The organism is Nitrospinota bacterium (assembly GCA_029881495.1).
Lineage (GTDB): Bacteria > Nitrospinota_A > UBA7883 > JACRGQ01 > JACRGQ01 > JAOUMJ01.
Genome location: JAOUMJ010000003.1, coordinates 50887 through 71728, shown reverse-complemented (window position 1 = coordinate 71728; position 20842 = coordinate 50887). Strand labels below are relative to the sequence as shown.

20 protein-coding genes and 1 tRNA gene are annotated in these 20842 nt (G+C 48.4%); 13 read left to right on the top strand and 8 right to left on the bottom strand.

From position 1 onward, the window contains the following. Positions 1-7 precede the first annotated feature (7 nt). The 3 genes from OEY64_02160 to OEY64_02150 are packed head-to-tail and all read right to left on the bottom strand — an operon-like array spanning position 8 to position 3541. Positions 8-1582, bottom strand: coding sequence for a GMC family oxidoreductase (locus OEY64_02160; GenBank protein ID MDH5541746.1), 1575 nt, complete (start codon positions 1580-1582; stop codon positions 8-10). Further along, entirely contained in the window at positions 1579-2112 is a 534-nt protein-coding gene (locus OEY64_02155; protein ID MDH5541745.1) for a hypothetical protein, read from the bottom strand. The genes OEY64_02160 and OEY64_02155 overlap by 4 nt, the downstream gene beginning before the upstream one ends. A gap of 10 nt (positions 2113-2122) precedes the next feature. Beyond that, the gene (locus tag OEY64_02150) at positions 2123-3541 is read right to left on the bottom strand and encodes a coniferyl aldehyde dehydrogenase (GenBank protein ID MDH5541744.1); all 1419 of its coding nucleotides are present in this window, start codon (positions 3539-3541) and stop codon (positions 2123-2125) included. Between the two features lie 167 nt (positions 3542-3708). Here OEY64_02150 and OEY64_02145 point away from each other — a divergent pair. The 3 genes from OEY64_02145 to OEY64_02135 all read left to right on the top strand — a co-directional run bounded on the left by OEY64_02145 (position 3709) and on the right by OEY64_02135 (position 6000). Continuing rightward, positions 3709-3785 (top strand) — tRNA-Asp (locus tag OEY64_02145). A 127-nt stretch (positions 3786-3912) separates the two neighbouring features. Beyond that, positions 3913-4776, top strand: coding sequence for an alpha/beta fold hydrolase (locus tag OEY64_02140; GenBank protein MDH5541743.1), 864 nt, complete (start codon positions 3913-3915; stop codon positions 4774-4776). Between the two features lie 234 nt (positions 4777-5010). Then, positions 5011-6000, top strand: a complete 990-nt coding sequence (locus OEY64_02135; GenBank protein ID MDH5541742.1) for an MBL fold metallo-hydrolase — start codon at positions 5011-5013, stop codon at positions 5998-6000. Positions 6001-6076: 76 nt separating this feature from the next. On the opposite strand, the gene OEY64_02130 is transcribed toward OEY64_02135, so the two are convergent. The 5 genes from OEY64_02130 to OEY64_02110 all read right to left on the bottom strand — a co-directional run bounded on the left by OEY64_02130 (position 6077) and on the right by OEY64_02110 (position 10780). Next, complete coding sequence (locus OEY64_02130) at positions 6077-6514, bottom strand: arsenate reductase ArsC (protein ID MDH5541741.1); 438 nt, start codon at positions 6512-6514, stop codon at positions 6077-6079. A 58-nt stretch (positions 6515-6572) separates the two neighbouring features. Next, positions 6573-7748 carry an ABC transporter permease gene (locus tag OEY64_02125; protein MDH5541740.1) on the bottom strand — a complete coding sequence of 392 codons (1176 nt, stop codon included), beginning with the start codon at positions 7746-7748 and terminating at the stop codon, positions 6573-6575. After that, positions 7745-8512, bottom strand: coding sequence for an ABC transporter ATP-binding protein (locus OEY64_02120; protein MDH5541739.1), 768 nt, complete (start codon positions 8510-8512; stop codon positions 7745-7747). Before OEY64_02120 ends, OEY64_02125 begins: the two co-directional genes overlap by 4 nt. Positions 8513-8588: 76 nt before the next feature. Continuing rightward, a complete protein-coding gene (locus OEY64_02115) occupies positions 8589-9239 on the bottom strand; it encodes a VWA domain-containing protein (GenBank protein ID MDH5541738.1) in 651 nt (216 codons plus the stop codon). Beyond that, positions 9236-10780: a hypothetical protein gene (locus OEY64_02110; GenBank protein ID MDH5541737.1), complete on the bottom strand. Its 1545-nt coding sequence runs from the start codon at positions 10778-10780 to the stop codon at positions 9236-9238. The genes OEY64_02115 and OEY64_02110 overlap by 4 nt, the downstream gene beginning before the upstream one ends. A gap of 604 nt (positions 10781-11384) precedes the next feature. On the opposite strand from OEY64_02110, the gene tusD reads away from it, so the two are divergent. The 10 genes from tusD to OEY64_02060 all read left to right on the top strand — a co-directional run bounded on the left by tusD (position 11385) and on the right by OEY64_02060 (position 20842). After that, positions 11385-11744 (top strand): sulfurtransferase complex subunit TusD, encoded by a 360-nt coding sequence (gene tusD / locus OEY64_02105; GenBank protein MDH5541736.1) that lies wholly within the window; start codon positions 11385-11387, stop codon positions 11742-11744. 3 nt (positions 11745-11747) lie between these two features. Further along, the gene (gene tusC, locus OEY64_02100) at positions 11748-12146 is read left to right on the top strand and encodes a sulfurtransferase complex subunit TusC (protein MDH5541735.1); all 399 of its coding nucleotides are present in this window, start codon (positions 11748-11750) and stop codon (positions 12144-12146) included. 14 nt (positions 12147-12160) lie between these two features. Continuing rightward, positions 12161-12454, top strand: coding sequence for a sulfurtransferase complex subunit TusB (gene tusB, locus OEY64_02095; protein ID MDH5541734.1), 294 nt, complete (start codon positions 12161-12163; stop codon positions 12452-12454). 93 nt (positions 12455-12547) lie between these two features. Next, positions 12548-13819 carry a dissimilatory-type sulfite reductase subunit alpha gene (dsrA, locus tag OEY64_02090; GenBank protein ID MDH5541733.1) on the top strand — a complete coding sequence of 424 codons (1272 nt, stop codon included), beginning with the start codon at positions 12548-12550 and terminating at the stop codon, positions 13817-13819. A 3-nt stretch (positions 13820-13822) separates the two neighbouring features. Then, complete coding sequence (gene dsrB / locus OEY64_02085) at positions 13823-14905, top strand: dissimilatory-type sulfite reductase subunit beta (GenBank protein MDH5541732.1); 1083 nt, start codon at positions 13823-13825, stop codon at positions 14903-14905. Positions 14906-14930: 25 nt separating this feature from the next. Further along, the gene (locus OEY64_02080) at positions 14931-16730 is read left to right on the top strand and encodes an NAD(P)-binding protein (GenBank protein MDH5541731.1); all 1800 of its coding nucleotides are present in this window, start codon (positions 14931-14933) and stop codon (positions 16728-16730) included. Between the two features lie 38 nt (positions 16731-16768). Continuing rightward, positions 16769-18217: a hydrogenobyrinic acid a,c-diamide synthase (glutamine-hydrolyzing) gene (gene cobB, locus OEY64_02075; protein MDH5541730.1), complete on the top strand. Its 1449-nt coding sequence runs from the start codon at positions 16769-16771 to the stop codon at positions 18215-18217. Positions 18218-18236: 19 nt separating this feature from the next. Then, positions 18237-18569 carry a TusE/DsrC/DsvC family sulfur relay protein gene (locus tag OEY64_02070; GenBank protein ID MDH5541729.1) on the top strand — a complete coding sequence of 111 codons (333 nt, stop codon included), beginning with the start codon at positions 18237-18239 and terminating at the stop codon, positions 18567-18569. Between the two features lie 29 nt (positions 18570-18598). Beyond that, complete coding sequence (locus tag OEY64_02065; protein MDH5541728.1) at positions 18599-19339, top strand: respiratory nitrate reductase subunit gamma; 741 nt, start codon at positions 18599-18601, stop codon at positions 19337-19339. After that, positions 19340-20842 (top strand): (Fe-S)-binding protein, encoded by a 1503-nt coding sequence (locus OEY64_02060; GenBank protein ID MDH5541727.1) that lies wholly within the window; start codon positions 19340-19342, stop codon positions 20840-20842.

The window sequence follows — 20842 nt, the reverse complement described above, 5'->3', positions numbered from 1 at the left end:
TCCGGCATCATATTTCTTTTGTCAGCTCAGTGGCCTGCTTCATCGTTACCGCAAATATTGTAAGTTGCGGATTGGCTCCTAGGCTTGTCGGATATATCGAGCCGTCGAACACATGAAGATTGTCCAGAAAGCGATACTTTCCATTGAAATCGAGAAGGGATGTTTTTTCGGAGGCTCCCATCGGGCATCCACCCATCACATGTGCGCTGGCGACCCTTGCCCTTAAAGTCGACATCTCAAGTTTTGGAATTTCATTTTTAGCTTCGCTCCATGAGCGAAACCCGAATGAATCTTCATGTAGCGGAAGCACCATTTTTGCTCCGGCGGCAAACTGAATCTCGGCGGAAGAGAGCAACGACCTGCGAAGACCGTCCCACAGGTAATCGGTTATCGGATAATTCAGCACGGGTGTTCCGTCCCTGTTCAATTCCACGTAACCGCCCGGACTTTCGCGGTGGAAACCATCCTTGTTCAGAGCGATAATCACTTGGGCATATGGCAGATTTTTCATATGCTCTTTATGACGCTTCCCATATCCTGTGATTTTTGTCGCGGCAAGTACCGGATGGACAGGCGCCATCTCCAGCTTATACTCCATTCTGCCATCGTTAACGAAATTGAAGTGGTCTGAGTATACCGATTGCGGCGCTCCCGACCAGCCATCCACCCTGTCCGGCATTTGAGCTATCGAAATACTTACGGGGTGCAGAAAAGTCCTCTTGCCGATTATCGCATGTGGATCGGGAGCTTTGCTCCTCAAGAGGAGTGCCGGTGTTCCAATTGCGCCTCCCGATAGAACAAACTCCCTGGCAACCACTGTAACTTTATGCTTTCCGGGAGCCGTTCCGAATCTGTCCATCCCGACACAGGTAACACTTTTTACTTTTCCACCGTTAATATTCAATCTTTCGGCTCTCGCCCGGCTTAACAGTATCGCCCCCTTTTCCATAGCCGATGGGATGGAAGTTACATCCACCGATTGCCGGGCGCTGACGGGACAGCCTAAACCGCAATAACCGATGTTTAGGCACTTCTTCACGTTCCTTTTCATAAAATCGAAAGAGATACCGAGTTTTTCTGCCCCTCGCCGAAGCACATCGTTGTTCTCGTTCGGCGGGATATCCCAACTCGTGACGTTGAAACGCTCCTCGGCCAGTTCGAACCACGGCACTATTTCCGACATACCATATCCTTTAAAATCATATATATCGCGCCAATATTCTAGAGTCTGGATTGGTGTGCGAATTGAAGTTGTCCAGTTCACCGTAGTACTTCCGCCGACACAACGCCCCTGCAGGAATTCGATTCCCTTATCCTTGGTCTTTCTGCTCGCAGATTCCTGATAGAGGTGAGGATACGCTTCGCTTTCCAGCAGATGAAAGTCGCGATACGTCTTTAAAGGCCCCTCCTCTATCATGACGACCTTTAGTCCGGACTTGGCAAATATCTCCGCCGAAAGGCCACCCCCCGCGCCGGTGCCTATCACGGCAACGTCAGCTTCAATCACCATGTCCCGTTCGAGTAGAGAAGCGTCATGGTGTTCCCACCCTTTTGATATGCCGGTGGAGATGTCGGGAGTCACTCTATTTCACCCAGGTCGGGGGGCCGTTCGTACCCTATCTCCACCCAGGAGCGCGGATTTCCATACCATGATGCGGTAACAAGTTCATGAAGAGCCTGGTATCCGCTCCTCAACAGGAGAAAACGGCTATGTTGCCAACTGCTGAGGAATCGGTCTATATCGTCGACCTCTGCCAATAACCACGGTTGCCATACCCCGCAAAGAAGCCTCCTTGTAATCGGAAAATTTAGAATGTTGAACAGATCCCTAACCTCACTCTGCACCGATGGAAGGAGTCCCGAAATAGCCCTATCGACGCCACTGACTATATCGTTTATCCGTTCGCCATTCCCGGCGGGATCTATCGCTAGAATCACGGGAGAGAGCGCCACAACGACTGCGCGGTCTTTCTCTGTTAGGAAATAGAAACTATATTCGGTATCTTCAGGGGCGACAGGATCGTATTTGAAAGGGCCATGAGCGACGCGGATAGCCGCAAGGAGAATACCTCCGGCGATGGAGGTTTTAATCAGCTCCCTTCTCGTGAACATACTTCGCCGGTCAGCGGAGCATCAGCTTCAGGAGGTTTTTCATGATCGCGCCGTAAGGGGGACGCATAAGGCCAAGAGCATTAAAACGTTTCTGGCGAAATACCGGCTTCATCTTTGAAAAGGTCTCAAACCCTTCCCTGCCATGATAATGCCCCATCCCGCTCTCTCCGATACCCCCGATAGGCATTCCATCCTGCGAATACTGCCATACAGTGTCGTTTATAGCGACACTCCCTGAAATTGTCTCTCTTAGCATCAGGTCAATACGGGTTTGGTCGTGGTCAAAATAGTAGAGAGCAAGCGGACGCGGTCTTGAATTTACAAACCTTTTCGCCTCCTCCATGTTTCCATATGTAATTACAGGTAGGAGAGGCCCGAAGATCTCCTCCTGCATTATCTTCATGTCGTCCGTCACTTTGAGCAGAAGCGTTGGCGGGATCTTCCTTTTGGACGGAAAGAACTTTTCTCCGGCAGGATTTATCTCCACTATACGCGCCCCTTTCCTTCTGGCGTCATCCAGAAGGGCAACGAGCCTTTTGTAGTGCCGCTCATCTATGACCGCGGTGTAGTTCTCGTTTGATTCCAGCTTAGGGTAATAGCTGGAAACGGCTTGATTGGCCGATTTTATAAACGATTCCTCTTCCCCCTCCCTAACCATCACATAATCAGTTGTGGCGCAGACCTGCCCGGCGTTTATACACTTCCAGAACATTATCCGCTCGGCCGCTGTTTTCATTGGAAAACCGGGGGATATGATCGCTGGAGATTTCCCGCCAAGTTCAAGTGTTACCGGAGTCAGGTTGACACTCGCTTCCTGTAATACCTTCCGGCCTATCGCGGTCGAACCGGTAAAGATGATGTGATCAAACTTTTTCTTCGTAAACGCCTCCCCTGTTTCCGCCCCTCCATTTACCACGGCGAAATGGTCCTCCGCAAAAGAGCCCCTGATTATTTCGGCAAGCAGTTCTCCTGTGCGCGGCGTATGTTCGGAAAACTTTATCATTACCCTGTTCCCCGCGGCGAGCGCCGAGATCGCCGGTCCGAGTGAAAGGTATAGAGGAAAATTCCACGGGGAGATGACCCCTACCAGACCTACAGGCTGGGGTATTACCATGTTTTCTGCGGGGAGATACCATATGGCGACATCTCTTTTTGACGGCTTCATCCATTTTTTCAGGTTTTTCTTCGCGTACCGGATGCAATCCATAGGGGCGAAAACGTCGGCTACGTACGATTCGGTGAAGGATCGGCACCCGAAATCGGCATTAATGGCGGTCGCTATCCTCTCCCTGTTCTCTCTGATAGCGTTGTACAGGTTGTCCAGATGCTGAAGCCGTTCCTCAATCGTGGGATACATGTTTTTAGAATATGCCCCTTTCTGAAGGGAGAAAATGCGGTCAATTTCCCGGATCCTGTCAGTCTCAGCCATAGCGTCCCCCACGGCCAGCCTGGCCGATAGAATGATGATTACCCCTTTACTGTTCGGAACACCCCTATTCTAGCATTTCGGAGGGAGCTGAATAGTAAAGGGGGGGATTACTAATAAATTGACTTGTGATGAAAAGCGATTTACAATTCCTTTTCGTTTTCTTGACTGGGGTTGTAGTTCAGTCGGTTAGAACGCCTGCCTGTCACGCAGGAGGTCGCGAGTTCGAGTCTCGTCAACCCCGCCACTTCTTACTGCGTCCCCTCAGTCGAAACGAATCTATCAAACAAACTCTCCACCCCCCACATCTTTTGTTATCAACATATTTGCGTGGTATTGTTAATGCAGTTACTTTCACTAAAAGGGGAGGAATATTGAACGACTGGCTTGATAGGGAGGAGTATCCGTTTTCCCCAAAGACCTTTAATAGTTCGGCGGGAACGGTAAGCTATCTTGACGAAGGAAAAGGTACGCCGATCCTCCTGCTACATGGGAACCCGGCGTGGTCGTTCCTCTACCGGAAGTCGATACCGGTACTATCAAAGGAGTATCGCTGTATAGCCCCCGACCTCCTCGGCTTCGGCCTTTCCGATAAACCTGAAGAGTGGTCATATCTCCCTTCCGATCACGCAAAGATAATCAGCGAGCTTATTGAACATCTCAAACTGAAGGGGATCGTTATTGCCTTGAACGACTGGGGCGGCCCGATAGGGATGAGTTACGCGGTGAATAATCCCGATAACGTCCGCGCTTTCGTAATCCAGAACACCTGGGCCTGGTCGGTGAAGGGGAACCCTCACTTTGAGCGGTTCAGCGCCGTTATGGGGGGATTCATAGGCCGTTTCCTTATCACCCGCTACAATTTCTTTGTGAAGGTCGTTATGAAAATGGGATTTGGGGAGAAGAGGAAGCTGACAAAGCAGATTCATCGGCAGTACATAATGCCGCAAAATGGGAACCGTAAAGGGTGCATTGTCTTTCCAAAAGAGATCATCGGCTCCTCTGCATGGCTCGAATCTATCTGGGAAAAGATCCCGGCTGTAAAGGGGAAGCCCGCTCTCATCCTCTGGGGGAAGAAGGATATTGCGTTTGGAAAAAACGAGCTTGTGCGGTGGCAAAACCTCTTCGAACGCTCAACGACTGTTCAGTTTCAAGAGGTCGGCCATTATGTCCAGGAAGAGCTTGGCGCCGAGTTCGGCGAACGTGCTGCCGAATTCCTGAAAAAGTCATTAATTTAATATCAAGGATTTACATGATAAAAGCTGAGGCGGTTAAATCCATTATCAAAATAAATTTACAATAATAAACTTACCGCCACTATTATTTTGTGGCATTATCATCATGATATTCTTTTAATAAGATATAAATATGGCTGTTGTTATCAGGTTTTTCGATTTCAAAATATGATCATGAAGGTTGCGTTTATATTTTCGACGATCATTCTGTTTATTAACACAGCCTCGGCGCAGGATATGAGTAAGATGAAGAAGCATCATGTGGAAAACGGATTCGTGAACATACATAACAACTACAAACTTCCCGGTTTCAGCGACATGGTCAAATGGCAGTGGGAACGGATCGGGATGGAGAATCCGAACGACATCGAATACAACTTCCCGATGGGGGAGAACGACCCCGAGTTCCTCCGGCAAAACAGAACAAAAAACACGGTGACCTGGATTGGCCAAGCGACCCTCCTTTTGCAGATAGGGGGAAAGAACATCCTTACCGACCCTATATTTTCGGAGAGGGCCTCCCCTTTCGAAAACATCGGGCCGAAAAGGCATACAAAACCGGGCCTCGCTCTGGAAGACCTCCCCCCGATCGATATAGTTGTGATCTCCCATAACCATTACGATCACCTCGATACAAAGAGCCTTATGGCGTTACGGAAGCGGGATGGCGGGGATAAAACCGTTTTCATGGTTCCCCTCGGCCTTCGGGAGTGGTTCGATGATACAAACATAACCAACGTCATCGAGCGCGACTGGTGGGAAGAGACGGAGTTCGACGACGTAAAAGTCGTTTCCGTGCCGGTTCAGCATTGGAGCAGGCGGTCGATGTTCTCCACCAACGATACACTCTGGTGCGGATGGGTGGTTGTCTCCCCCGGCTTTCGCTTCGTGTTCCTCGGCGACACCGGCTACACGCCGCACTTCAGGGAGATCGCCGAGAAGTACGGCCCTTTCGATCTTGCCGCCATCCCTATCGGAGCCTACGAACCTAGATGGTTCATGAAGTTCTCGCATATCAACCCGGAGGAATCGGTGAAGGCTCATATCGATCTTAATGCGAAGAGATCTGTCGCCATGCACTGGGGGACATTCGTCCTTACGAACGAACCGCTGGACGAACCGCCGCTAAAGCTGAAAGAAGAGAGAGAAAAAGCCGGGTTAAGCGAAGAGGAGTTCTTCATCCTGCGGCACGGCGACAGCCGGGTAATGAGCGAGCCTGACAAATAGGCTGTATCAGTTCGAATCCTCTCTAGCCATACCCCTGCGCTGGAGCATGCCAATGAATTCGTAAAATATTATTAGGCTATTTTGAAAGCTGATCCAGGATCCCCGGGAGCTTTTCCACGAAATTTTTGATCTCGTCCCTCACCCGTCGATAATGAGAGAGAGCTTCCTCTTCGGTTTTTGCGTCCTTTGCGAGGAACGGTGGATCCTCGAATCCGAAATGCACTACCTTTGTCGCGTGTCCCGGAAACACCGGGCAACTCTCCCTCGCGTTATCGCAGACTGTTATCACATAATCAAAATGAATTTCAAAAAGATCGTATACATCCTTTGAGTACTGCTTCGATATATCCACACCCGCTTCTGCCATCACGGTTGTCGCTTTCGCGCTTAGCCTGTATGGAGCAACTCCCGCGGAATACGGCTCAATGACGTCTCCCTTTAACGCCCTCGCGAAACCTTCCGCCATCTGGCTCCGGCAGGAATTCCCTGTACATAGAAACAGGATCTTCAACAATTTGCCCCCCTCCCCTTTTGCGAATTCCAGATTATCATTTATTCAGGGTACAAAACGATCAATCGCTTTTCCGCAGTTTCCTGTTCGCGATTATGGTCATTACAGTGAGAATAAGCAGAATAAAGCCGACCAGTACCAGCAATGAAAACCATGAGTCGATCAACGGCTTGTTTCGTATCATCACGTCGCGGGCTACCTTGTTCGAATAGGTAAGCGGAAATGCGTACGAAATGTATTTGAACACTTTCGGGAAGCTGTCGATACTCCAGATCATATCGGAGAGGAATATCTGCGGGAGTATGAAGAGCGGTATAAACTGTATAGCCTGAAATTCGTTTGCCGCGAGGAACGATGCCATCAGCCCGAGCATAAGCGAAACAAGCATGGTAAGGATGACCACCACGCTGTATGAAACGAATTGTTGTATGGAAAATTCGAACTCTATCAGCACCATGATATAGCTCTCGATGATTATCGATTGCAGGGTAACAAAAATGAAGAATCCGAAGACGTAACCTCCGACAATTTCGTAAAAGCGGATAGGAGCCGCCTGGAGTCTTTCCAGTGTTCCTCTCAGCCGTTCACGCTGGAAACTGATAGTGGAGATTATAAAAGTGAAAAAGAATACAAAAAACGTTGGAAAGACAGGGAGGAAAAAATCTATCAGTCTGTATTCATCGGAACCATATATTAAATGTTTCTCCATGTCCATTGTCTTGTTGTTGACGGAATCGGCGCAGAACGCGGAACATGAAGAATCGATAACCACAGGGAGTCCGGCGGCCAGGTCGTCCATTGCGGAGGAGATAGCAGCGAAAACGGATGAAGTAATAATTGGTTTAGAACCTTCTACAAAGATGTGAATTGTCCCCCTTTTGTCTGAAAAACGATCCAGCAGAAGCTGTTCATCCATGTAAAGCACGCCGTCGACGTGTCCGGCTATCAGTTCCTTTTTTATCAGCTCAACAAGAATATCCGGATCCGTCTCCTCGTCGGGGATATCTATGGCAACCAACTCGACATCATCATCGTTTTCGAGCACGTTAATGATCTCAGAATCGAACAATCGCGCGGTGCCGCGAGATACGACGCTCACTTTCGCAATTTCGTCCGTCGCCAGCGCGTAATATATGAGTGTCATCACAACTATTGGCACAACGAACAGAAGCGCGAGCGTTCGTTTGTCTCGGACTATCTCCTGAATAATTCGTAGCGCTATCCACCTGATATTCACACGGAGTTACCTCTCTCCTCAGTAGCTTTAACGAAAGCAGATTCAAGATCGCTTGCCGAGTACTTATCCATGATACTTTGAGGCGCCCCTTGATCAATGAGTGAGCCGTTTCTCATGAAAACAACATTACCGCACTCCCTCGCTTCGGAGATGTGGTGTGTCGTAATAAGTATTGACGTGCCTTCCGATGCCAACTCTTCAAGAAGGGTCCATATCTTTAGCCTTAGCAGAGGATCGACACCTGCTGTAGGTTCATCCAATACCAGGAATTTCGGCTTGTGAACCAATGCTGTCGCAAGAGATACTCTTCTCACCATTCCACCAGATAACTCGGATACCTGAGTGTTACGTTTGGCGGACAATTCTACGAATTCAAGCGCCTCTTCCGCGTTGCGTATGAGCTTTTCCTTTTCGAGTCCGTATATCCTTCCAAAGAAATATATGTTCTCCAGCACGGAAAGGCCGGGATAGATGGAGATGTCCTGAGGCATATATCCGATTTGCCCCCTTGCTTTCAGGCTTTCAGGCGGCAAATTGCCGAATAGTCGTATCTTCCCTTTTGTTGGATGAACTAGCCCGGCAATCATCCTGATAAGCGTTGTCTTCCCTGCCCCATTCGGGCCAAGCAGACCGAAAATCGTTTTTGAAGGAATTGAAAGTGACAGATCGTCGACCGCAGTAAGCTTGCCAAATACTTTTGTTAAGTTTTCAATATCGAGAATGCTATTGTTAGAGCCGACTACTTCAACCACGTTATTTGCCATTCAATTAATAGTTCGTTCAATCGAGGCTGGAAAATAAACAAAAACTCTCTTTTATCGCAAGCGGAAAAAACAGTTATTATTCAAAAATAGATTCAAGCCTGTCGAGATCGTTTATAACCTTCCACTCTCCCCTGTTGGACTCTACCTTGTCGCGCCAATATTCGATCCTGTCGAGATACTGCTTCGGATCCTTGATATCTCCTCTAAGTTTTGTCACGTTCAGGGCGACTACTACGAATCCCGATAGTTCCATCGGAAAATCCCGAACATGCCCCTTTGGCAGTTCTTCTTGCAAGTCGGAGTAAATCAGGATGACCTTTTTCCCGACCCCTTTTTCATTAAGGAATTCGACCCCCTGGAGAAGTCCGCCGCTGATGTCGGTATATTTGCTCCCTTTCACCGTGCTGGCGAAATCCTGTATCGTCTGAAGGAATACCCGCTTTTGCTTGTTCGCCACGGAAGGCCTGCTGTCAAATGTTGCTTTTGCGACAATATCCTTTTCGCTGAAACTGCCGCTGTCAATTCTGGCGACTACCATTGTGTCGCCCGGTTGAAGTGTTCCTAGAAGATAGTTGATTATCGATTGTGCCTTCTGTATCTCCTCGGCATATGTCCCCGAGGTATCGAGAAGCATGTATACGCCTCTGGTGTGGTTTTGCGCGGTCTGAAAACATGACGTAAGCATAAACAGGGAAAATAAAAGGAAAGCATGCGATATTTTCTTCATTTTTTATCATTCTTTCCTTTTTTTACGGTTTCGAAAACGCCTGTATCATCTCCATCTTCGTCATTTTTTTCTGCGGAAACCGAGTTCTCATCCTTGAAAGTTATCACGTCCTTGATGACTTCCGGATCTGAACCGATATCAGAATTATCCGATTCAACTTTGTTTCCCTTCACAAGGTCTTCAAGCCATAAAGGGGGGAAAATGAAAAGGTCGTAGGCGGCCATGACAAAATCGGCGAACGATTTCACAATATTCCCGAACAGCCTCAACAAATAAGCGAAGGCTCTTAATAACCATGCAAGCACTACTCCAAGCACGGTCCTTGATGAGTGTATGAACGATTCAAGAGGTATGGCAACGAACATGAGGGCGAACGGCAGGATAAAGCCCATCACCATCTGACCGACCATCGGTATCCAGCTTGCCTGTGTCGGCTCCTGCGGCTCCAGGCCGGTCAAAGCCGACCTTAAGGATTGAATGTCCGCCGCTATCCTGTCGCGCATGAAAGCGAGAGACGATTCAACAGATGCCAATACGAAAAGGAGTATAAAGGCGGCAACCATTATCCTTCTTCTCAGCTTGTCGTCCATTGAGGCAATGATAGGAAACAGCCTGGTTATCCTGAATGATTCCATGAGGAACAGACCCATCGCGCTTTCGACAAGAATGATCACCATCGCGGAAATACTCGATACCTTGAATGGACCTATAAAACTAGCCCCCCCAACCATCTCCGACATAGGCAACGCGATGAGATTGAAGTTCACCATCGCCCCCCCCAGCGCTATTAAAAGCACCAGTCCCGATATGGTGAACTGCGTCATTGACGAGGAGGATAGAGTCCGAACAGCTTTTTCCGATCCTTTTCGAATATCCTCAAAATCCTGGATCTGCCGGTCTATATGGCTTGACCTTTTGAGAATACCAGATATGGATGCGTCGACATGCGCCAATGTTTCAGAGAGCTTCCTCCAGTAAGGCATCATTTTTCGCAGCATAGAATGCCTTTTGCTTGTGGACTCCCGGTAAGTGCTTAAGGCATTCTTCTCCTGCTGGATCAGCGTAGAGCGTATCTCGCCTAGCATTCTGGCTACCATTGTGTCAGAAGCAGGGATTATGGAAACAGACTGCACCACCTTTACCCATTCCGGAGGAGAAGGTGGTACCTCGGTGCTTATTCTGTAATCTTCATCGATCTTTGCTATCAGCTCTGCCATATTTCTCTGAATTGCCGGATACCCTTCCAGGTCTCGTTTCAGTGTCTCCTCCACTCTTCTGAATTCCCTCTCCATGAGTCTTTCCGTGGCGTCGATACCAGCGGCGAGCAGAACATCTCTGTTGCGTTTTTGAAGCTGATTTTCTGCAAGCAGTACGGAATGAGAAGTGATCCTCATCGCGTTTTTTAATATGAAGCTTATCGACTTTATGCCTCGATGCACAGGTTTTCTTGCCATATATAGCACGATGTCCAGCACAATTATGAAAATCAGTGCTGAAAGTACCGGAGAACCGGGGATAATATTTAAAATAGCTTCTTTCATCAGTAAAAACATCTCCTATCTAAGGTGACTTGTAAATTATATTTTATGTAGTTTCAAGAAACATTCTAACATACTGTTGCAATAAGACTTGAGTGGGGTCAGTTGAAGATATTACAAATTGGCTGTCAGGCAGGTTTTGATTCTGAATTTAAAAATATTGATACTAGGTGTATAATGACAACAACGATAAAATACAGGAGAAAGAAGTGATGATGTATTCAGCGATCCTACGTTCTCATTTTTTCATTCAAAACCTGTATGGTATCCAAGGTCTCTCCATTCAAATTCAAGGATCGAAAAACACCATTAAATTTTTAAAGTAAAACGAGGTTAATAAATGGCGCATTTATTACGAAACATCTCAAACATCCGCCTTGCTATGGTATTTTCACCATATTACCAATGGTATAAAGACAATACCTTTTATAAATACAAAAACCACGTCATATTTTATGATGCTAAGAATGCATTGAATATTCATATAGTAATGAGCCGTTTACATTATTCAGGATTAACATTGAATTATGGAGGGAATTGGCACTGATATTGCCTTTTACTAGTTCAGCATAGAGCAATTTTTAATTGTAGAAAAGTGGGGGTAAAGTTGAAATTCGGTATTTTGATACTTGAAGGACCGTATCAGCACCAGTCTTCAGACTCGGCATACAATTTTGCTATCGCTGCCCTTGAAAAGGGGCACGAAGTTTCAGGAGTTTTCCTCTATAACGATGGCGTTAACAACGCTACTTCATTTGGCGATCCGCCTCAGGACGATAGGAACGTTCAGGAAAAGTGGTCCAAACTTGCTCAGGAAAAAGGGATAGATATTGTTGTTTGCATCGCCGCTGGCAAAAGACGGGGCTTGATAGACGATAACCTAATTAAAGGAACCAGAATATCAGGACTTGGGCAATTGACAGATCTGGCTATATCAACCGACCGATTAGTGACCTTTGGGGATTAAAAGATGGCAAATCCGGAAGAAATTGAAGAATCAAGCGACGAAATAGTTAAAAAGATGATGTTCGTTATGAGGAAGGCCCCTCATGGAACGATCAATCCTTATGAGGGTCTCGAGGTAATGCTCATCGTTGCCGCCTACGATCAGGACCTTTCCGCTGTATTTCTCGATGATGGTGTTTATGCCATAAAGAAAGGCCAGGATCCAAAAGAGATTGGAGCGAAAGATTTTTCGACCACATTCAGGGTACTCCCAGGATATGGAATAGAGAAAATATATGTCGAAAAGGAGTCACTTGAGAATAGAGGCCTTACTGTTGAGGATCTTCTACTTGAAGTCGAGGTCGTCGACAAAAGCGAAGTTACAAAATTAATGCAGGAGCAGGATGTCCTGTTTCCATTTTAAAGAGGGGTGACGAATTGCTATTTACCGTAAATAAATCACCGTTCCTTTTTGGGCACCTTGATTCATGCCTTCAGTACGCCATCAAGGATACGCCGATACTGCTTATCGAGGATGGTGTATACGCCGCTTCAAAAGGGACATCATATGAAAAGAAATTGAAAGAGGCTCTCGGCAAGTTCGAAATTTACGCTCTAGGGCCAGACCTGAAGGCAAGAGGGATCGCATCAGTAATAGATGGGGTAAAGATTGTAGATTATGCGGGATTCGTAGACTTGGCGGAGAAGCATAATGTTGCCCCGTGGATATAGCGTTGTTTATTAGTGTAGTTGCCGTCCTGTGAGACGGTTTGTTGATAGTTAATTGTTCAGGCAGTGACAGAAACTTCTATAAGTGAGGGTAATATGGCAAAGACAAAAAATAAGAAAAGGCCCCTGCTAGATCAACTTGAAAGCGGTCCATGGCCCAGCTTTGTGACCGATTTGAAGGGCTTGGCAGAGGAAAAACCTTCGGTTGACCAGCTACTGGATCAGCTTGAAGAATCCTACGAAAACAGGTGGAACTACTGGCAGGGAACGCTAGTCAACCTTCCTCAGTACGGCGGCGGCGTTATTGCCCGCCTTTCGGAACTTGGTCACAAATATCCTGATATTAAGGAATTCCATACCATACGCGTTATCGAGCCGCCCGGTTTCGTATACTCCACCGACGCATTGCGCGAGCTTTGCGATATCAGCGAAAAACATAGCGCAGGCATCATGCAGCTGCACGGTATGACCGGCGATATCCTGATGCTAGGTTCAAACACGGAGCAGACATTCGTCGCCGGCGAAGCGCTGATGGAAAAAGGGTGGGACATCGGTGGTTCGGGTGCCGCGATGAGGACCCTCGCCTGCTGCGTTGGACAGGCACGATGTGAAATGGCCTGCTACGACACCATGGGCGTGACAAAACACATTACCGATACATTCATCGGCTTCCTTCACAGGCCTGAATTCTCCTACAAGTACAAATTCAAACTCTCCGGTTGCGCGAACGACTGCGCAAACTCCATGCAGCGCTCCGATATGCCTATCATAGGTACTTGGCGCGGACCGATGCTGATAGACCAGGCCGAAGTAGCGAAATTCATCGATAAAAACGGCGAAGAATACGTGAAGGACGTTGTAATCAGCCGCTGTCCCGCGAATTGCATGAAGCTCGACGGCAAGAAGATGGTCGTTGACGATGACTCGTGCGTTCACTGCATGCACTGCATCAACGTAATGAACAGGGCTTTGGCTCCCGGCAAGGACAAGGGTGTAACAATACTTATTGGCGGAAAACGAACGCTTAAGATTGGCGACACGATGGGTTCTGTTCTGGTTCCTTTCATGAAACTCGAAACGAAAGAGGACTGGGATAAGCTCACCGAGCTTATTGAAAGGATATGGGATTTCTGGGCCGATAACGGTCTTGAGCATGAGCGTGTCGGCGAATTCATCGCGCGCATTGGGCTCGGCACTTTCCTTGAGAATGTAGGCATCAAGCCAGATCCAAGAATGGTCCGCGAACCAAGGGTAAGCCCGTACATCAAATTTGAGGAGCTTGCTCCGTCAAATTTCGGCGGGGAGAAAAAGAGGAATCCTTCGGTGATGAACAAAGATATTGTCAGTAACGAGAAAGTTGAGGGATAAGCTATGAGTTCAACAACTGGTCAAAAACTTGCGCCGCGCGATAACGGTGCACCCGACTATACGAAATATCTTCATCCATTGATGAAGAAGAACTACGGCAAGTGGAAATACCATGAAAGGATCAAGCCGGGCGTACTTGTACATGTGGCTGAAAACGGCGACAAACTCTTCACAGTTCGCGCAGGTTCGCCAAGGACGTTAAGCGTCCACAAGATAAGGCAAATTTGCGATATTGCTGACAAATACTCGGAAGGATTTGTTCGCTTCACTACGAGGAACAATCTGGAGTTCGGACTTGCGAAAGAATCCAATATTGAACCTCTCATAAAAGAGGTCGAGAAAACACTTGGCTTCCCGATAGGCGGTACCGGCCCTTCCATCTCGAACATACTTCACACGCAGGGGTGGCTCCATTGCAACCTTCCGAATACGGATGCCGCCGGTTCAGTAAAAGCGATGATGGATCATCTCATTGATGAGTTCAAAAACGAGAATCTCCCCAACCGCGTTCGCATGTCGACATCATGTTGCCAAATAAACTGCGGTGGACAGTCTGATATCGCGTTCAACATGCAGCATCATCACGCGCCGAGGATTGACCATAACAATGTTCCGAACTGCGAAGTCCCCAAGGTCGTTGCCATATGCCCTGTTGCCGCTATCAGGCCGAAAATTGTGAATGGGAAGCAGTCTGTAGAGGTTGTAGAAGAGAAGTGCATGTATTGCGGCGCTTGCCACGGTCAGTGCCCGGCAATGGAAATCCGCGATTCGGATACGGATACGATTTCCATTTTTGTTGGAGGAAAGTCTTCCAGCACCAGAAAAGGACCAAGCTTCATGAAGCTGGCAGTTTTCGGTCTCCCGAACAATCCGCCGCGCTGGCCCGAAGTAACCGAAGCGGTAGACAAGATTTTAAATGCGTACAGAAAAGGCGCCAAACCCTGGGAACGGATTGGTGAGTGGATCGACAGGGTCGGCTGGCCCCGCTTCTTTGAGGAAACAGGATTTGAATTCACGAAGTACCACATTGACGACAGCCCTGCCGCAAGGTCAACATTTAACATGTCGTCACATGTAAGGACATAACCTATTCCAGAAGCAGGAGTATTGCATGAAAACAACGATAATTGAGCCCGGAAAGGTCTTCGACGATTCCTTACTAAGGAAAGGCGACCCTGAAAAGATAGTAGTTACCAATGGGCAGAGTTGGAAATGTCCGGTCTACGTTCAGAGTCTTCCTCCTTGCAGGAGCGAATGCCCGAGTAGCGAGGACATACGAGGATACCTTACCCAGGTCGCGCAGAGCGATATCTACAAGAGGGATGTACAGGCTTCCTTTGATGAAGCCTGGTACATCTTGACTGATAAGAATCCGATGCCGGCGACTCATGGGAGGATATGCCCCCACCCTTGCGAAAAGGGGTGCAACAGACAGCATCTTGAGGATGGCTCCGTGGCTATCAACAACTTCGAGCGTTATATCGGGGATCATGGCTTGAAGCGCGGCCTGAAATTTAAAAAGCTTGTCGAGAAGAGCAACAACAAGAAGATTGCCGTTATCGGCTCTGGTCCTTCCGGCCTCTCCTGCGCCTACCAGCTGGCCAGACGCGGCTACAAGGTGACTATCTATGAGGGGTTCGAGAAACCTGGCGGTATGCTTCGCTACGGCATCCCCCAATACAGGCTGCCGGTCGATATCCTGGACAAGGAGATCCAGAACATACTCGACCTTGGCATTGAGCTGAAATGCAATACGAGAATCGGCGTTGATATTGATTTCAACAAAATCAAAAAGGATTATGACGCAGTATATCTCGCGATCGGAGCTCATAAAGGGGTCACCATCGGAATTGACGGCGAGGATTCAGCGAACGTATTCACAGGCGCAAGCTACCTCAACAGGGTCAAATCTGGCGCAAAAGTCGAGATAGGTAAAAACGTCGTCGTTATCGGCGGCGGCGATTCGGCTGTTGATGCCGCGAGAACGTCTCTTCGCCTCCTGAGCTCTTCGGATGATGAAATGAGCGCGACAGACGGCAAAACCGCGCTTGATTCCGCGCGTGTAACGAAAAGGATGATGGAAAAGGCGAACGTGACAATACTCTACAGGCGAACACAGGCAGAAATGCCCGCAATCGCTGAAGACGTTAATGAAGCCATCAAGGAAGGGATCAAAATGGAATTCCTTGCCGCGCCCATTGAATTTGCCGTAAAGGATGGCCGGGCTACGGCTATCAAATGCGTCAGGATGCAGCTGGGCGAGCCGGACAAATCTGGCAGAAGAAGGCCAGAACCAATTCCAGGTTCGGAATTCTCCGTTAATGCCGACACAGTCATTGTAGGTATCGGTCAGGCGCCGGAACTGCCGGGAGGTCTGGCTGAAATTGCCAACGCGCATGGCTGGGTTGAAGCCGATAAAAATCACGAAACACGTCATAAGGGCATATTCGCGGGGGGGGACGCTCTCGGCCTAGGTATCTCGACAAAATCGGTTGGTCAGGGGCGCATTGCCGCTGAAGCGATGGACGATTTCCTGAGCAAGAGGGAGTACCGCGCAAGACCGCAGGTTCGCCCGATCAGTTTCAACAAAATGAGGAGGGATTACTATCCTCCCATGGAGCGGCACGAAGAAGAAGAACTCCCTGTCAACGTGCGCACAACCGGCTTCGAAGAGATCAAAAAAACGCTCAGCATGGAACACGCTATCGCAGAGTCGAAACGATGCATGAGTTGCGGACTCTGTTTTGTCTGTGACCAGTGCCGTGTTCACTGTCCGCGCGAGGCTATCAGCAAAGATATCGATCGGCCAAAAGGAAAAACGATGTTTACCGATTATACCCGATGCAACGGTTGCCATATCTGTGCGGAAGCGTGTCCATGCGGCTATATCGAAATGGGAATGGGATTGTAACGCGTAATCCGCTTGCAAGGTGTAAAATGGATATTGATATGAAATCAGACCTTACTCGCAACTGCCCAAGAGTGGTTATTTCCGCCGGGCATAAAAGTTCAGGGAAAACTGTAACCACAGTAGGGATATGCGCCGCCCTGGCGGAACGGGGGATAAACGTCCAGCCATACAAGAAAGGGCCTGATTATATAGATCCCGGCTGGCTCTCAACCGCCGCCGGGAAGGAGTGCCACAATCTCGATTATTTCATGACCGGCTGGGATGGCGTATTGGACGTATTCTCCAGACACTCGAGGAACTCGGATGTTAATATCATCGAAGGGAACAAGGGTCTTTACGACTCTATAGAAGTAGACGGCGAAGGATCTACCGCGAACCTTGCGAGACACCTAAATGCTCCTGTCGTGATAGTGTTGGACACCAGCCGGATTACGCGCGGCGTAGCTCCTCTCCTCCTTGGATACAAGGCTTTTGAGCCCGATATCAGGATTGCCGGCGTGATTTTGAATAAGGTTGCGAGCGCCAGACATGAGCAAAAACTGCGCGCCGTGATAGAAAAGTATTGCGATATGGAGATACTAGGAGTTATCCGCAAATCGAAAGAGATGGAGGTTCTGGAAAGGCATCTCGGACTCATGCCTGCTGGCGAAGAGATGGGGCTATACCCTGCCGTGAAGGAGATCGCGAAAGTGGTTGGCGCCTCTGTGAACCTCGACAGGATACTCGAAATCGCCAGCTCGGCAGAGCCAATGGCTTTCGAACCTGTAAAGAGCGCGACCTTCCCTACCCCTTCTGTCACTATCGGCGTAGTGAAGGATAAGGCATTTACCTTTTACTATCCCGAGAATCTTGAAGCATTGCGTAGCGCGGGAGCAAATCTTGTCCCTGTCAACAGTCTCATGGATGGCAGGCTCCCTGAAAATATCGATGCCCTTTACGTCGGCGGAGGATTTCCAGAGGCGTTCATGGAAAAAATAGGGATGAACGAATCGCTTCGCGAGGATATAAGGCTCTCCATTGAAAACGGTATGCCTGTTCATGCTGAATGCGGCGGCCTAATATACCTTGCGAAATCGGTATCGTGGAAAAACGTCACCGCTCCGATGGTAGGCGCGCTTGACTGCGAAGTTATCATAAGAAAACGCCCAAAGGGGCACGGCTATATGACATTGAAATCTACGGGAAAGTCTCCATGGATCACCTGTGTAGGTGAAATGAAGGCGCATGAATTCCATTATGGCGAAGTGGTGAATTCATCCCATACCGATTTCGCGTTTGATGTGTTAAGAGGGAACGGGATAGACGGCAAGCATGACGGTATCGTCTATAAAAACGTAACAGCCTCCTTCTGTCACCTGCATCATCTCGGGTGCACGAACTGGGCTGAAGGATTCGTCAACTTCGCAAAACGAATCAATTATTCAAAACTGCCAAAATCACTTTTCTCTTTAAGCAAAGAGACAAGTTTGGAAAAAGTAACCATTTAACCTGATTGGAGGGATAACTATGTCGATGGAAGTAGCTGGCAAGACAATTGAAACAGATGAAGAGGGATACCTGAAAAACCTTGATGACTGGAACCAGGAGATAGCCGACGAAATGGCAAAGTCCGAAGGACTGAATATGACTGAAGCCCATTGGGAAGTTGTAAATTTCCTTCGTGATTACTACAAGGAATATAAGATCGCCCCGATGATACGTATTCTTACGAAAGAACTCGGCAAGAAACTTGGCAAGGAAAAAGGGAACACAAAGTATCTTTACGAACTTTACCCGGCCGGACCGGCAAAACAGGCTTGTAAAATAGCTGGCCTGCCGAAACCTACCGGTTGCGTATAAAAATAGAAATTTTCTGCTGAAAGGTTGGTATGGGAGAGTTATCTGCTCTGTCTGTGGTGTATATCGCCCTAAGCTACATGGTCGCCGCGGTATTCTTCGGCGGCCTCATTTATAAGCTTTGGGGTTACGCGGTTACGCCGTCACCTTTGAATATTGCGACAACACCCCAGCCAACCACAGCCGTCGGTGTAATATTAAAAAATGCCAGGCTGATAGCGACATTCGAGAGCGTTTTCAGGGGCAACAGGTGGACTTGGCTCGGAGGATACACCCTTCACCTGATACTCCTTCTGGTATTCCTAAGGCACCTCAGGTATTTCGTGGAACCTCTCAGCTGTTCCATTGCGTTCATACAGCCAATTGGAGTTGTCGCCGGCCTTCTGCTGCCGGTACCGCTCATATTCCTCTGGATAATGAGGCGATACGTTGACAGGTTGAATTTCATAACATCCGGGGCCGATATATTCGCTCTCCTTCTGCTGTTGCTTATAGCTCTCAGCGGCATCGCTCTAAAACTCCTTTTTCACCCGGACGTGGCATCCATAAAGGCATTCATAATCGGACTGATCACGCTTAGCCCAGTGAACATTCCGGAAAGCACACTGTTCATCACGCACTACTCACTCGTGCTTCTGCTGGCGGGATATTTCCCGTTCAGCAAACTTCTCCATTCAGGCGGGATATTCTTCAGCCCGACGCGGATGCAGGTTGAGAACGTGCGTGAAGTGCGATGGGTGAATCCTTGGGCAAACAGAGGGGGAGGAAACTAAATGGCAAACGAGAAATACGACCTTCCCATATATGATGGCCCGATTCTGGCCACTCCCGCGGTAAAACCTGGCGCTACAGCCGGATTGAAATGCCACCCTGCAAGCGAAGACCACATGAGGGCGATGGGCTTTCCTGAAAAGCTCGTGGACAACTGGCAGGAAGTATTGCTGAAAAAATTTGAAGAGCTTCTTCAAAAATATAAATCTCTGAAACTCTACATGGAGATCTGCGTTAAATGCGGAAGCTGTTCGGATAAATGCCACTACTTCCTAACGACTGGCGACCCGAACAATATGCCGGTAGGGAGACAGGAACTCCTCCGAAAGATATATAGAAAATATTTCACGACAGGGGGCAAATATTTCGGCTCATACACCAGAGCCGAAGAGTTGACGGAAGAAACTCTCAAGGAGTGGTATTCATACTTCTTTCAATGCTCCGAATGCAGAAGATGTTCTGTATTCTGCCCCTTTGGAATAGACACGGCGGAAATTACCATGGCGGCACGGGAACTGATGCAGTCCGTCGGCGTGGGGCAAAAGTATTCGCTTGAGATCATGGGTAAGGTGCATGAGCTTGGCAACAACCTTGGAATTCCAAAACCGGCGCTCCAAAGCACCCTCGACTTCATGGAAGAGGACGTGCAGGAGACAACTGGGGTGGATGTAAAATTCCCACTTGACGTTGAAGGAGCGGAAGTTCTTTTAATTGCACCTTCGGCAGATTTTTTCTCCTCGCCCCATATTGATTCTCTTGCCGGGTACGCTAAGGTTTTCCACCAGGCAGGCATAAGCTTCACCTTCAGTTCATATGCTTCCGAATTCGCGAATTTCGGTCTGTTCATGGGGAACTACGAACAGATGAGGAAAATAGCGCAAAGGATAGTAGATGCCGCTCGCCAGCTGAAGGCAAAACGGATAGTTGTCGGGGAATGCGGACACGCCTGGCGCGTCGCATACTCATTCTGGAACACCCTTAACGGCCCATTTGATTTTCTCGATCCGAACTACCAATATCCACAGCACATTTGCGAATTTACGAACGATCTCCTCAAAAGAGGGGCCTTGAAGATCGATAAGAGCGCAAACGACGAATTTGTAGTCACCTATCACGACTCCTGCAACGTAGCAAGAGGGAGCAGAATGGGCGATCGTGAAGGTGGCCAGCTTTCCATTCCTCGTGAAGTCCTAAAGAGCGTCTGCAACAATTTCGTGGAGATGGATCCGAGGACCACCGGAGAGCAAACATTCTGCTGTGGCGGTGGCGGCGGTCTTCTCACGGATGAACTGATGGAGATTCGTGTGAAAGGGGTCTCCCCTCGCGTTGCGGCGCTAAAGGACGTCATGGATGGCAAAAAGGTGAACGCCATGGCGATGATCTGCGCCATATGCAAGGCGCAGTTCACCAAGGTTCTCCCCTATCATGATATTTCGATGGATGCGGTAATGGGCGTACATCAACTGGTAAGTAACGCCATCGTGCTTGGCGGAAAAGGTGAGTAG

Coding starts and splice junctions, on each gene's coding strand:
- OEY64_02155 (MDH5541745.1), bottom strand. CDS start 2,112: ATGTTCACGAGAAGGGAGCTGATTAAAACCTCCATCGCCGGAGGTATT.
- OEY64_02150 (MDH5541744.1), bottom strand. CDS start 3,541: ATGGCTGAGACTGACAGGATCCGGGAAATTGACCGCATTTTCTCCCTT.
- OEY64_02135 (MDH5541742.1), top strand. CDS start 5,011: ATGAGTAAGATGAAGAAGCATCATGTGGAAAACGGATTCGTGAACATA.
- OEY64_02120 (MDH5541739.1), bottom strand. CDS start 8,512: ATGGCAAATAACGTGGTTGAAGTAGTCGGCTCTAACAATAGCATTCTC.
- OEY64_02115 (MDH5541738.1), bottom strand. CDS start 9,239: ATGAAGAAAATATCGCATGCTTTCCTTTTATTTTCCCTGTTTATGCTT.
- OEY64_02110 (MDH5541737.1), bottom strand. CDS start 10,780: ATGAAAGAAGCTATTTTAAATATTATCCCCGGTTCTCCGGTACTTTCA.
- tusC (MDH5541735.1), top strand. CDS start 11,748: ATGGCAAATCCGGAAGAAATTGAAGAATCAAGCGACGAAATAGTTAAA.
- dsrA (MDH5541733.1), top strand. CDS start 12,548: ATGGCAAAGACAAAAAATAAGAAAAGGCCCCTGCTAGATCAACTTGAA.
- dsrB (MDH5541732.1), top strand. CDS start 13,823: ATGAGTTCAACAACTGGTCAAAAACTTGCGCCGCGCGATAACGGTGCA.
- OEY64_02080 (MDH5541731.1), top strand. CDS start 14,931: ATGAAAACAACGATAATTGAGCCCGGAAAGGTCTTCGACGATTCCTTA.
- cobB (MDH5541730.1), top strand. CDS start 16,769: ATGAAATCAGACCTTACTCGCAACTGCCCAAGAGTGGTTATTTCCGCC.
- OEY64_02070 (MDH5541729.1), top strand. CDS start 18,237: ATGTCGATGGAAGTAGCTGGCAAGACAATTGAAACAGATGAAGAGGGA.
- OEY64_02065 (MDH5541728.1), top strand. CDS start 18,599: ATGGGAGAGTTATCTGCTCTGTCTGTGGTGTATATCGCCCTAAGCTAC.
- OEY64_02060 (MDH5541727.1), top strand. CDS start 19,340: ATGGCAAACGAGAAATACGACCTTCCCATATATGATGGCCCGATTCTG.